At 52.8% G+C, this 12,922-nt stretch carries 10 protein-coding genes; 1 reads left to right on the top strand and 9 read right to left on the bottom strand.

What is annotated here, in order from left to right:
* Window positions 1-65: 65 nt before the first annotated feature.
* Window positions 66-1,412, bottom strand: a complete 1,347-nt coding sequence (gene pmbA, locus MJX74_RS08905) for a metalloprotease PmbA (RefSeq protein ID WP_240222520.1) — start codon at window positions 1,410-1,412, stop codon at window positions 66-68.
* A gap of 118 nt (window positions 1,413-1,530) precedes the next feature.
* On the opposite strand from pmbA, the gene yjgA reads away from it, so the two are divergent.
* Entirely contained in the window at window positions 1,531-2,049 is a 519-nt protein-coding gene (gene yjgA, locus MJX74_RS08900; protein ID WP_240222519.1) for a ribosome biogenesis factor YjgA, read from the top strand.
* A gap of 236 nt (window positions 2,050-2,285) precedes the next feature.
* On the opposite strand, the gene MJX74_RS08895 is transcribed toward yjgA, so the two are convergent.
* From MJX74_RS08895 to mreC, 8 genes are all read right to left on the bottom strand, one after another.
* A complete protein-coding gene (locus MJX74_RS08895) occupies window positions 2,286-3,281 on the bottom strand; it encodes a branched-chain amino acid aminotransferase (protein WP_240222518.1) in 996 nt (331 codons plus the stop codon).
* A 63-nt stretch (window positions 3,282-3,344) separates the two neighbouring features.
* On the bottom strand, window positions 3,345-4,787 hold the full coding sequence (gene tldD, locus MJX74_RS08890; RefSeq protein WP_240222517.1) for a metalloprotease TldD: 1,443 nt from the start codon (window positions 4,785-4,787) through the stop codon (window positions 3,345-3,347).
* Complete coding sequence (locus MJX74_RS08885; protein ID WP_240222516.1) at window positions 4,784-5,629, bottom strand: carbon-nitrogen hydrolase family protein; 846 nt, start codon at window positions 5,627-5,629, stop codon at window positions 4,784-4,786. The genes tldD and MJX74_RS08885 overlap by 4 nt, the downstream gene beginning before the upstream one ends.
* Window positions 5,622-9,527, bottom strand: a complete 3,906-nt coding sequence (locus MJX74_RS08880; RefSeq protein WP_240222515.1) for a YhdP family protein — start codon at window positions 9,525-9,527, stop codon at window positions 5,622-5,624. Before MJX74_RS08880 ends, MJX74_RS08885 begins: the two co-directional genes overlap by 8 nt.
* Window positions 9,527-10,993: a ribonuclease G gene (gene rng, locus MJX74_RS08875; protein ID WP_240222514.1), complete on the bottom strand. Its 1,467-nt coding sequence runs from the start codon at window positions 10,991-10,993 to the stop codon at window positions 9,527-9,529. Before rng ends, MJX74_RS08880 begins: the two co-directional genes overlap by 1 nt.
* Window positions 10,990-11,565, bottom strand: a complete 576-nt coding sequence (locus MJX74_RS08870; RefSeq protein WP_240222513.1) for a Maf family protein — start codon at window positions 11,563-11,565, stop codon at window positions 10,990-10,992. The genes rng and MJX74_RS08870 overlap by 4 nt, the downstream gene beginning before the upstream one ends.
* On the bottom strand, window positions 11,562-12,044 hold the full coding sequence (gene mreD, locus MJX74_RS08865) for a rod shape-determining protein MreD (protein WP_068227526.1): 483 nt from the start codon (window positions 12,042-12,044) through the stop codon (window positions 11,562-11,564). The genes MJX74_RS08870 and mreD overlap by 4 nt, the downstream gene beginning before the upstream one ends.
* Window positions 12,044-12,922, bottom strand: a complete 879-nt coding sequence (gene mreC / locus MJX74_RS08860) for a rod shape-determining protein MreC (protein ID WP_068227523.1) — start codon at window positions 12,920-12,922, stop codon at window positions 12,044-12,046. Before mreC ends, mreD begins: the two co-directional genes overlap by 1 nt.

Below are 12,922 nucleotides of genomic sequence, written 5' to 3'. Positions count from 1 at the left end.
CTCATTGAACTGCGTATAAAAAAGCCCCGCTAAGTTAGCCGGGCTTTTTGTTGGTGGCCGCTTAATTAACTACCAGCCACCTGCATCTGGTTGATCAGCACCGAGCCGGTTAATACCCCGCCACGGCGGTCAACGTCGTTACCTACGGCGCTGATATTCATAAACATGTCTTTTAGGTTACCGGCGATGGTCACTTCTGATACCGGAAACTGAATTTCGCCGTTTTCTACCCAAAAACCAGCCGCACCGCGCGAATAATCACCGGTAACAGTATTCACGCCCTGGCCCATCAGCTCAGTAACCAGCAAACCTTTGCCCATAGTGCGGCACAGTTGCAATAAATCTTCATCACCGTGGTTTACCAGCCAGTTATGAATGCCGCCGGCATGGCCGGTACTGGCCATGCCCAGCTTACGGGCAGAGTAAGTGCTGGTAAGGTAAGTAGTCAGTACGCCCAGCTCTATTACCGCTAAGTCGCGGGTTTTTACGCCTTCGCCATCAAACGGGCTGGATGCCAGCGCTTGCTTTAAATGCGGCTGTTCAACAATAGTAATACCCGGCGCCATAATCTGCTGGCCTACTTTACCCACTAAAAAGCTGGAGTTACGGTAAATGGCGCCACCGCCAATAGCCGACACTAAATGGCCAAACAAGCTGCTGGCAATATCAGCGCGGAAAATTACCGGCACTTTTTGTGTGGCAATTTTACGGGCATTTAAGCGGGCGACAGTTTCCAGCGCGGCTTCACGGCCAATTTGTTTTGGGTCCAGCAACTGGCTGTACTGGCGTGCTACGGTAAAGCTGTAGTCACGCTGCATATCGTCGCCATCTTCACCTATTACCACGCAGCTAAAGCTGTGGCGCGAGCTGGGATACCCCACTAGCTGGCCATGGCTGTTGCCATACACCTTTAACCCCTGATGCGTTGAGAACGACGCGCCTTCAGAGTTGGTAATACGTTTATCGGTGGCAAAAGCCGCCTCTTCAGATGCTGCACACAGCGCTATGGCTTCATCGGTACTAATGCTGTCGGGGTAAAATAAATCCAGATCCGGCGGTGACATTTCCAGCCAGCTGGCATCAGCCAAGCCGGCGTGCGGGTCTTCAGAAGTATAACGGGCAATATCGGCAGCGGCTTCAACCGTGCGGCGCAGAGCCTGCGGGCTTAAATCGGCGGTAGATGCCGAGCCTTTGCGCTGGCCAAAGTACAGGCTGATACCTAAACCGCCATCCTGGTTAAATTCTACCGTTTCTACTTCGCCATGGCGGGTTTCTACGCTTAAGCCTTTGGTGCGGCTCATCGAGGCTTCAGCCGTGCTGGCGCCAAGCTGCTTGGCATGGGCCAGTACTTCGGCTACGGCCTGTTTAACTTCGTCAATTTCCTGCCAGATACTGGGTTGAGTTACTTGCATAATGTTCTGTCTGCCTGAAAAAATTGCCCTCAGCTTATCATAGTCTGCAAACGCTGGCTGCTGTTGCAACACCAGATCATGTATACTTAGCGGCATTATTGTTAAGAGTGAAGCAAGCATGACCGATTTTATTAACGGCGATACCTGGGATGAAGAAGAAGGTAAGAGTAAATCTCAGGTAAAGCGTGAAATGCACGAGTTACAAAAGCTGGGCGAAGAGCTGGTGTCGTTAAGTGCGGCCTCCCGCGCTAAAGTACCACTGGATGACGAGTTAAAAGATGCACTGCAACTGGCCGACAAGCTAAGCAATAAGCGTGAAGCACTGCGCCGCCATATTCAGTTTATTGGCCGTTTAATGCGTACCCGTGAGCTGGAACCAATAGAACAGGCTTTGGCGGTATTACGTAATACCAACCAGGCAGCCACACGGCAGTTTCATAAAGTTGAGCAATGGCGCGATAAGCTGCTGGCCGACAATGACACCGTAACCGACTTTATTGCCGCCTATCCTGACGTTGATGTACAGCAGTTGCGCCAGCTTATTCGTAATGCGAAAAAAGAGCAGGAAAAACAGCAGCCACCTAAAGCGTTCCGCGAGTTATTTCAGCTAATTAAGCCTTTGATTATTCAAGAATAGCTAGAGCTAGCTGGTGTTACAACTCCGTTGTGCTAACACAGCCTGATTGGGATGCCGTTGCGCACAGCCACAGACCATTTTCGCGTTAGCGAAGGCGGGTAAGGCATTCGTCAGGAACGAATGCCTTCAGCGCAAGCTGGCCCGCCAGATGAGGGGCAGGATTGCCCCGAATTCCACTGTGGCGAGCACAGCGGTAACCCAATCTGAGCAAGCAAGCCTTGTTTAACAAGATCTGCTTAACAAACTTTGGTTAGCCAGCCATGTTTATCTTCAGCCTTGCCCCACTGAATATCATTTAGTGCCTGGCGCAGCGCATTGGTGCTGCTGCCAGCTTCACCTGAGCCTACCTGATATTCTTTGCCATTATGGATCAGTGTACCCACCGGCGTTAATACCGCAGCAGTGCCCGATAAAGCAGCTTCTGTACCCGGTTTTGCTGCGCGCTCCAGCAGCTCATCTACCGTTAGCTCACGCTCGGATACTTTCATACCGCGGTCGCGCGCCAGCGTTAAAATAGAATCACGGGTTACACCGTGTAAGAACGAGCTATCCAGTGCTTTGGTAATAATTTCGTTGCCGTCGATCAGCAAAAAGTTAGCTGCGCCGGTTTCCTGTACGTCGCCATTAGGGCAAAACAGCACCTGATCGGCCTGCACTGCGGCGCGGGCTTTCATAATGGGCTGCAGCGCACTGGCATAGTTACCACCACTTTTCACCATACCCATATGGGCGGCACAGCGGGCGTTGTCTTCCAGTAGCAAGCGCAGTGGCTTGGCGCCACCGGCAAAATAATCACCTACCGGTGATAACAACACATACAGCATGGATTCCAGGCTGGGTGCGGCGGCTTTACCGATAGACGCCTCAGTGCCGATATGCGTCGGGCGGATATACATAGAACCCGGCGGCATCGGCACATCTGCGGCATAATGCTTAACAATATCCAGAATCATCCGGTTTAGCATGGCGCCGTCTACTTTGGGTAGAGACAGCAGCTCGCTGCTTTGCTGCAAACGGTTGACGTTGCGGTCCATGCGGAATACATAAATGCCGCCATCAGTGTGGCGAAATGCCTTTAAGCCTTCAAAGCAGGTGCTGGAATAGTGCAGCACATGCGCGCCCGGGTGCAGGCTGATGCTGTCAGCCGGAACCATTTGTGGCTGGCTCCAGCCGGATTGTTCATAACGGGAGATCACCATCTCTGGGACAAACACAGTGCCAAACGCTGCCATCTTGTTTTATTTCCTGCTGTTGTTTTGGTTTAAATGCCGCTTTAAAGCGGCTTTGCCTGTTATTTAGTGCTGAGTGCCACCTACGGTAATGGCATCCAGTTTTAATGTCGGCTGGCCGACACCTACCGGTACGCTCTGGCCCTGCTTACCGCACACACCTACGCCGGCGTCGAGCGCTAAGTCGTTCCCCACCATTGATACCTGTTGCATGGCCTCCGGCCCCATACCAATTAAGGTTGCGCCTTTAATCGGTGCAGTAATTTTGCCGTTTTCAATTAAGTAGGCTTCAGAGGCCGAAAACACAAACTTACCGGAGGTAATATCTACCTGGCCACCACCAAAGTTAGGCGCATAAATGCCTTTTTTCACGCTGGCGATAATCTCCGCCGGGTCGCTCTGGCCGGCCAGCATATAGGTGTTAGTCATCCGCGGCATCGGCAGATTAGCGAACGACTCGCGCCGGCCATTACCGGTTGGTGCCACACCCATTAGCATGGCGTTGTGCTTGTCCTGAATATAACCTTTTAAAACACCGTTTTCGATCAGCACATTGTGCTGGCTGGGTACGCCTTCATCATCAATATTCAGCGAGCCACGGCGGTGCGCCAAAGTGCCGTCATCGACAATAGTACACAGCTTCGACGCCACCTGCTCGCCAATACGGCCAGAAAATGTCGATGAACCTTTACGGTTAAAATCGCCTTCCAGGCCATGGCCTACGGCTTCGTGCAGTAATACCCCCGGCCAGCCGCTGCCCAGCACTACCGGCATAGTACCGGCCGGTGCATCTATGGCGGTTAAATTAACCTGAGCCTGGCGCACGGCTTCACGGGCATAGTGCTGCCAGCGCGGTGTGCCATCACTAAGCTCAAAGAAGTAACTGTAATCGGTGCGGCCACCACCACCGGCGCTGCCGCGCTCGCGCCGGTCGCCCTGTTGCAGCAACACGGAACAGTTTAACCGCACCAGCGGACGGATATCACTGGCGTAGGTGCCATCGGTAGCTGCCACCAGTATTTCTTCATACACGCCGGAGATACTTACCATCACCTGTTCGGCGCGGTTATCCAGCGTGCGGATATAGGCTTCAATCTGGTGCAGCAGAGCCACTTTATCGGTATTGGTTAAGCTTTGCAGCGGCTCGCATGGCAAATAGATATTGCTGTTACTGCTTTTGCTAAAGGCTTTGACACTGCCGTTCTGGCCCTGTGCGGCTATGCCACGCGCCGCTGTCGCGGCCTGTTTTAATGCCGCAGCGCTAATGGTGTCTGCGTAGGCAAAACCGGTTTTTTCACCGCTGATAGCGCGCACGCCCACACCACGTTCAATATTAAAAGAGCCATCTTTAACTAAACCGTCTTCCAGCACCCAGGATTCATGCACGCTGGATTGAAAATACAAATCAGCAAAGTCGAGCTGATGGTCAAATAAATAGCCCAGCGTTTGCTGTAAATCAGCAGCGGTCAGCTCGGAAGCGGTGATCAGGTTCTGCTCTGGTGCAGTCATGGTTTGAGCTCACTGTTAAATCGGTTATGTTGCGCCAGCGGCATGCTTTGCCGCAGCTGCACAACGTCAGTTAAATCTATTGTTGCTGATACCCAGCCCGTTGCAGTACCGGCATCGGCCAGTATCCGGCCCCAGGGATCGATAATCAGGCTGTGACCGTAAGTTTCACGGCCATTGGCATGCACGCCGGTTTGGTTTGGCGCCAGCACAAAGCACTGGTTTTCTATCGCCCGCGCTCTTAGCAACGTATGCCAGTGCGCCTCGCCGGTAACTTTCGTAAAAGCCGATGGCACTGTCAGCAGGTTCATGCCCTTACCGGCTAGCGCCTGCGCCAAGCCTGCAAAACGCACATCATAGCATATAGTCAGGCCAAGCTTTAACTCAGCCAGTTCCACCAGCGTGATTTTCTGTCCCGGATAGGTGCTGGCCGATTCGCGGTAACTGCCGGTGCTGTCACTCACTTCGACATCAAATAAATGCATTTTCTGGTAATCGGCCACTATGCTGCCATCCGGCGCAAATAAAATACTGCTGGCACTGAAACGTTGCGGCTCTGGGCTGCTGGTGGGTAAAGAGCCTGCCAGTAAATACACGCCAAACTGTTTGGCCAGTGCAGCACAGCCTTGCTGAATAACCCCCTGCCCCAGCGGTGCCTGATACTGCAATTGCAGGCCATCACGTCCGCCAAACACGGCAAAGCATTCGGGCAGGGCCACTAAATGCGGCAGGCCGTCGGCATAAGTATCTGCCAGCTGTTGCAAGTACAGTGCTACCTGCGCCAGGTTTTGTGCAGGATCAGGTGTGCTGGTTAGCTGAATGGCCGATACACGCCAGTTAGCCATGCGGTTTATTCCTGTCGGTTTCAGGCTGCGTTGCTGCCGGCAACTGTATAATCGCCTCGGGCTGGGCAACGCGCACCGGTACCGGTATTTCGGTACTGTGACGGTTTACTTCGGTAACCACGGGTTTGTCAAAACTGCCGGTAACGGTAAAGTTAATTTTCGAAATTACCTCTGCACTTTGAAACACTTCATCCAGCGCCAGTGCTGCCAGCCCGGTAGCCGGATTTACCATCCAGGCAATAATCACCGGTAAACTGGAGGTCACTTTGGGTGAAAACGCCATTTGGTAATCCAGTTTTTTGCTCACCAGATCGGCATAACCCTGAATTTGTAAATTGCCCGGCACGCCGTCAATACTGGCATCACTGGTTTGTGCTACGCCTTTGGCGAGAGCCAGATTACCGCTCATTTTGTTGTAAAAAAAGCCTTTGGCAAACACATCACGAAAATCCAGCCGCAGTTTACGCACCAGCGAATCGAGACTAAAAATAGAGAACAAACGTGAACCCTGATCGCTAACTTCAGTTAACGACCCCTCGCCCAGCGTATAACTCACATTGCCGGATAAATCGGCCACAGCATACTGGTTAGGCGCACCAGGCCAGTTCAGTGCAAACTGAATGTCAGCACTGCTGCCGGCAATGGCAGATGTCAGCTGAAATTCGTTCAGCATGGCGCCAATATTCGGGCTTTGCAGCTGGCCGGTAAATTCACTGACACCAGCATCGCCGTCGTTCTGCCAAAACCCCTGCACCTTTAGCTGATGTCTTTTGTAAAGTGCACTAAGCTCAGTAAGCTGCCAGCGCTGCGCGGTGCTATGGGCTTTGGCGCTAACCTGGCCAAAGCGGTAGTTACCCATGCTGCAATCGGCACAGCTTACGCTTAGCGGTGGCAATTCTAACAACCAGCGCTGCGCCGTCAGCGCCAGCTTTTCGGTTACTTTGGCGGCCTGCTCACTGGCACTGACCGTTTCACTTATTGGCAGGTGCAGGTAGTCAAAGGCAGCAACAATACCCTGCTGCTGCCAGTCTTTGCTAAATTGCCAGCGGCTGGCCAGCTCGGTGCCATTTAACTGTAATTGCCAGTGATCCGGCTGTTGCTCTGCATCGAACACGGTATTGTGCAGTCTTACTCCCGGCGCTACGTCCAGTTGCGCTACTTTACCGCGCACCTGAGCCAACCGCGGAAAAAATTGCTGCTCGCTATCACTGGCGCTGGCATCCAGCTGTTGCTTGATAACATCAAACCAGGCCAGAAAATCCAGCTCAGGTAAGTTAATGCTGATGGTAAACTCATCTGCGGCCGGTGCGGGTTCTTGCTGACCCAGGCTAAGATGAGCGCGGCGTAATTGCTGGGTGTCGTGTTGCAATAAAGCATTAAAGTGCAGCCGCCGGGCGTCATTCTGTTGAGCATCTTTTTGTTGAGCATAGCCAAGCGCTATGGCCGATTGCGCGCTGTTGCCGGTTACCGTCAGCGTTAACTCTGCGCTTTCATCTGCAGTTTTGCTATAGGGTGCAGGCAGCAGCAAAGCGGTGTTTTGCAAATTGCTGCTCAGCTGCGCCTGATAATTTATGTCGTCCGCTGCCAAGTTCAGCGCCAGCTGCAACTGCCAGTCGGTTGTACCGGCCACCAGGGTAGCCGCTGGCGCATGCAATGCCTGCAGTAATTGCTGGCTGTCCTGAGCGCCATTTAACTGCAGTGCCAGCTGGTAACCATCGGCAGTATTCTCACCCTGTAGTGCGGCAGTAACCGGCAGGCCGCGCCAGCTTAGCTGCAGTTTATCTGCGCGAATTTTGTCATTTGCAAAGCTTAAGCTGCCTGTTAGCTGCTGCACCTGCATTGCCGGGGCTTGCAGGTTAAGGCTGGCGTCAGCAAAGCTCACTGTGCCGCTTGCCAGCACTTGGGGCTGCTTCAGGCTAACAGCCAGCGTGACATCGCCCTCGGCCAGCCCTTGCGCACCGAGGTGCTGCAGTGTTTTGCCAATACTGTCACGCAGCGGCGATTGCTGCATTAATGCGCTGACAGCACTGGCTTCTACGCGGCGCTGAATATGAATATCCAGGGTTTGCGCATCAAATAGATCCGGGATTACGGCGCTAACGCCTTGCTCAAGCTCGATGCCGTTTAAACTGCCCGCTTCTGACTGAATGGCCATGGCTGCATTTTCAAACCATAACTGCGCGCTTAAACCTTCTATTTGCGGCCAGTCGGGGGCGAAAGCAAAGCGCCCTTGTTCCAGTTTTGTCAGCACCTGAAACACGCCTTGTTGTTCGGTATAAGGAAACTCGGCCGGTTTACCCTGCCACAGCATCGTTGCTTCATTCACCCGGCCACTGACAATAGCGCCGCTCAGATATTTGCGTGCACTCTGTGGCATATACCGCTGCGGAAAATAATGCGCTGCCCGGCTGGCATCCAGTTGCTGCAACCGTGCCAGAATACTTAACTCGTCGGTTAATTTGATACTGGCGTCTAACTGCAAATCGGCGCTGTGAAGGCTTAGTGAAGGAATGCTCAGCTGCCAGTTAGCGGCCTCTTTGTGCAACAATATCCGGGCAGATAACACATCGTACGCGGTGGCCTCACTGAACAGGCCATCCCAGCTTAGTTCACCGCCTAAACTATCAAGCTGGATTCTGGCCAGCGTTGGTGTAGCAATAAAATCGCCGCGCATATTACTGACACCGGGAATATCGCCCTGCGCCACCGAGCTGACATTGTCTAACCGGCCTTGCAACTGCCACTGCTGATCGGCAAAGCGCCATTGTAACTGTTGCACGTCGCCGGCGGGCTGATAAGCCACCAGTTTTTGCAATATGCTGATATCGTCTGCCAGCAGGTTCGCCAATGGCGTGATGGCATTGAGCGAAAAATTATTTACCTGGCCCAGCCACTGTTGCTCGTTGCGCTGTAGCTGAAACTCCAGCCCATGCCATTGCTGTTGCTGATCAGACAGGGTTAGCGGCCCGGAATGCACTACCCAGCCATCCGCTGCCGGTTGCCATAACAACTGCCCCGGCCCCAGTTGCAGGCTATGCGCGGTATCACCGCGGTGCCAGCTTAAGCTGTTATTAGCCAGTTCTACCTGTATCCGCTGCAGCAAACCTTTGTCTACCTGGCCCCAGGCTTTAAAATTGATGCTGGCTTGCTCCAGTTTCTGGCTGGGTGGTAACAGGGTTCGAAACCATGGCAGTACGTCCAGCTTGTCGCTTTCCAGATACAGCTGGCCGGTGGAGCTGTCCAGCGTATCGCCATGTAAATCGAGGATAAACGACACCGTATTGGCGGTAACACCGGCCAGTGCTAAATCGCCGTAGCCCTGGTGCCGGTTACCGCGATTGGCCCAGTCCAGCTGTTTAATATCGACAACCAGATCCGGATTGTCGTCATTTTGCAGCACCAGTTGGCTGTCTACCACGGAGAAATAGGTCAGTTGCTGAAAAAACAATTGTTCCAGCGCAGCAAAAACAGGGGCGCTGTCTAAGGCCGTGGCGCCTTCACTGCTTAGCAGGCTGTCGGCATCAACATAGTATTGCAGGCCGCTCAGCTCAAAATGCCTGGCTGTCAGTTGCCAGTTTCTCAGGCTGCGCCAAAAATCCAGCCGCACCCGGGTTTCACTGATATTCAGTTGCAACTGCCCGGCGCTATCAAGCAGCTTAACATCGCGCAACAACAGCGCCGGGCCATACTTTTGCCAGCCGGCACTAAGCTCACCAATGCTAACATCGGCGCCATAACGGTTGCTGATAAGCTGTTCAATATGGTGCTTGTAACTGTCGGCATGTGGCAGGGTGTAACGCAAAACGGAGATCGACACAGCCAGCAGCACCAGCGTAACAGCCAGTGCCAGCCAGAACTTATGCAAACAATAAAAACATAGCCGTTTTGTGCGTTGCACTACATCATCACCACATCAAATTGTTCCTGTGTGTATAAAGGCTCAGTGTGAATACTGATTTGTTTACCAATAAACACCTGCACTTCGGCCAGGCTGTGAAACTCGTCGTTGGTTAAGGCGTCTTTTACGGCCGGCGACACATATACGACAAATTTGTCGGCGGCATAGGCGCGGTTTACCCGGACAATTTCGCGCAGCACTTCAAAACATACCGTTTCAACGGTTTTTAAGCTGCCGCGCCCCTTACATACATGACACTCTGAACAGAGGATATGTTCCAGGCTTTCGCGGGTTCTTTTACGGGTCATCTCTACCAGGCCCAACGCCGAGAAGCCGTGAATATTGGTTTTGGCTCTGTCGCGTGCCAGCGCCAGCTCTAAACTGTGAAACACCCGGCGTTTATGCTCGGCGCTTTGCATATCAATAAAGTCGATAATAATAATGCCGCCCAGATTACGTAGCCGCAACTGGCGGGCAATGGCCTGAGTGGCTTCAGTATTGGTGTTGAAAATGGTTTCTTCCAGATTACGATGGCCGACAAAAGCGCCGGTGTTAACATCTATCGTAGTCATTGCTTCGGTTTGGTCGATAATCAAGTAACCACCGCTTTTTAGCGGCACTTTGCGCTCCAGCGCGCGCTGAATTTCATTTTCAACATCAAACATGTCAAAAATCGGCCGCTCGCCGGGGTAGTACTCCAGTAACGGCGATAAATGCGGAATAAACTCTTCACAAAAAGCGGTCAGCTGCTGAAAGGTTATCTTGGAATCTACCCGTATTCGCTCAAGATCGGCGCCGACAAAATCACGTAGAATGCGATACGTCAGGGTTAAATCTTCGTATACCACGCCTTCTTTACGGGTTTTTTGTTTGCGTTTAATAATTTTGGCCCAAAGCTTCTTCAGAAACTTAGCGTCTTGCGCCAGCTCTTCAGCGCCAGCACCTTCGGCCGCAGTGCGGACAATAAAACCACCGCTGTCGTCCAGGTTCTGGCTGACAATATCTTTTAACCGCTGCCGCTCACTTTCGCTTTCCAGCCGCTGCGATACCCCGACATGCGGTGAGCCAGGCATAAACACCAGATAACGCGACGGTAAAGTAATGTCGGTGGTTAAACGTGCGCCTTTGGTGCCCAGCGGATCTTTTACCACCTGCACCAACAAATACTGTCCCTCGCGCACCAGTACGCGGATATCCTTGCTCGCCGCCGGTTTGGCTTCCAGCTCGGCCAGAGTATCGTGCTGCACTATGTCTGAGGCATGTAAAAACGCGGCTTTATCCAGGCCGATATCAACAAAAGCAGCCTGCATACCGGGCAACACCCGGCTAACTTTACCGACATACATATTACCAACCAAACCCAGTTTGGCCTGGCGTTCTATATGCAGCTCCTGCAATACACCATTTTCTATCAGGGCAACCCGGGTTTCACTGGGTGTCACATTCAGTAGTAGTTCTGCGCTCATACCGGCTCCTGCCACTGCTGTAATAATTGTTCGGTTTCACATAATGGCAGGCCCACTACTGCGGTGTAACTGCCATTAATGCGTTGGACAAACTTTGCTGCCAGCCCCTGGATACCGTAACCGCCGGCTTTATCGTGCGGCTCGCCACTTTGCCAGTAGCTGTCAATATCCCGTGCTGTTAACGTTCTGAAATACACTTCAGTACACACCAACTGCTGCAAAGTGCGTTCGCGGCTTACCAGCGCAACGGCGGTCATAACTTTATGGCAGCGGCCGGACAACAACTGCATAGTCCGGTTAAACTCGGCAAAATCGGCTGGTTTACCCAAAATCTCGTTATTGGCTACCACTATCGTATCAGCACCCAGCACCGGCATGTCGGTGGTTAGACGTGCCAGCCCGGCCAGCGCTTTCTGCCGCGCTAAGCGGGTAACATACAGCCTGGGGGCTTCATTTGGGTAGGGGGTTTCATCAATATCAGCTTTCACCAGCTGAAAATCTACACCGAGCTGCGCCAGCAATTCACGCCGGCGTGGAGAGGAAGAGGCTAAGGCAATACGTGGATAACTCATTGAATTTTCAGCTGTCGGCGATAGCGCCGCAGTAACCAGAACAACCAGGGCCATACCAGCATACCAGTAACAACCGGCCACAGATATTGCGGCATAAAGTACACGCCGGTAAGAAAATGACTAAGCCAGAATAGCAGTAACTGATACAGCGCCAACAGTAACCCCAGCAGTAAAGACTGCTGCACTATAGAGAAATTACGTATTTTCAGGTGGTGCTGGGCAACAATAAAAATTACCACGGAAAATGCCAGGGCATTCACACCCAGTACAGTACCTACCAGCACATCAACGATAAAACCGCTGAAAAACGCGGTGCCAACGCTGATCCGCTGTGGTAGCGCCATTGTCCAGTACATCAGTACCAGCAGTACCCAGTCGGGCCGGGCCAGTTTTACCAGTTGTGGCATAGGCATCACGGTCAGGATCAGTGCCACAAACAATGACAGATAAATAAAGCCTATGCGGCCAGCTTTTCGCATCAGGGTTGCTCCTGTGGTGCAGCGCCAGCTGCTGGTTCTTCTGGCTGCTCAGGCATGCGCGGCGTATTGGATAACAGCAGTACATGGCGGATGCGATCGAGTAAGGCGTAAGGCTCGGCATACACCACCATAAAGGGCTGGCTGGCATCCTGGCTTATTTTTGACACCCGGGCTACCGGATACCCTTCCGGAAAGCGGCCATCCAGGCCGGAGGTCAGTAATCTGTCGCCTTCGCGGATATCCGTACTGTGTGGCAGGTGCATCACCCGCAGTGCGTCCCACTGGCCCAGGCCTTCAACAATAGCACGAACACCTGTACGTTCTGCCCGCACGGCAATAGCGTGGGTATTATCGGAAATAAGCAGTGCCCGGCTGCTGGTAGGGCCTACACTCACTATCTGGCCAACGATACCCTGATCATCAATCACCGCCTGATGCTCGGTTACACCATCTTTGGTGCCTTTATTCAGCACTACCTGATGGCTGAACGGATGGCTGTACACCGCCAGCACTTCTGCAACCAATCGCTTATCTTCAATCACCGCCGAAGATCCCAGCAAAGCGCGCAGTTTTTCATTCTCTTGCTGTAAATAGCGCAATAGCTGCAGCTGGCCACTTTGTTGCAGCAGGGTTTCTTTTAAACGGGCGTTTTCGTCCAGCACAGCCTGCTGCGACATAAATTGTTCTGACGCGCCGGAAAACAGTGTTTCCGGTAAGCTGGCGACATAAAACAACGGGCTTACTGCGGTAGTAAGATAACTGCGAAGCTGGGTTGAACTGTCGGTGTAACGATCCAGAAACATCAGCCCAGCACTGCACACTACGGCCAGAAAAAGCCGCAGTGGCAATGACGAGCCCCGACTATAACTTTGATTCAT

This window comes from Rheinheimera hassiensis (assembly GCF_022436675.1).
GTDB classification, from domain to species: Bacteria; Pseudomonadota; Gammaproteobacteria; order Enterobacterales; family Alteromonadaceae; genus Alishewanella; species Alishewanella hassiensis.
Note: the sequence above shows the minus strand (reverse complement) of the source record. Positions and strands in the feature narration are given on the sequence as shown.

Coding starts and splice junctions, on each gene's coding strand:
- MJX74_RS08870 (WP_240222513.1), bottom strand. CDS start 11,565: ATGAGTTATCCACGTATTGCCTTAGCCTCTTCCTCTCCACGCCGGCGT.
- mreD (WP_068227526.1), bottom strand. CDS start 12,044: ATGCGAAAAGCTGGCCGCATAGGCTTTATTTATCTGTCATTGTTTGTG.
- mreC (WP_068227523.1), bottom strand. CDS start 12,922: ATGAATCAAAGTTATAGTCGGGGCTCGTCATTGCCACTGCGGCTTTTT.
- MJX74_RS08895 (WP_240222518.1), bottom strand. CDS start 3,281: ATGGCAGCGTTTGGCACTGTGTTTGTCCCAGAGATGGTGATCTCCCGT.
- yjgA (WP_240222519.1), top strand. CDS start 1,531: ATGACCGATTTTATTAACGGCGATACCTGGGATGAAGAAGAAGGTAAG.
- tldD (WP_240222517.1), bottom strand. CDS start 4,787: ATGACTGCACCAGAGCAGAACCTGATCACCGCTTCCGAGCTGACCGCT.
- pmbA (WP_240222520.1), bottom strand. CDS start 1,412: ATGCAAGTAACTCAACCCAGTATCTGGCAGGAAATTGACGAAGTTAAA.
- rng (WP_240222514.1), bottom strand. CDS start 10,993: ATGAGCGCAGAACTACTACTGAATGTGACACCCAGTGAAACCCGGGTT.
- MJX74_RS08885 (WP_240222516.1), bottom strand. CDS start 5,629: ATGGCTAACTGGCGTGTATCGGCCATTCAGCTAACCAGCACACCTGAT.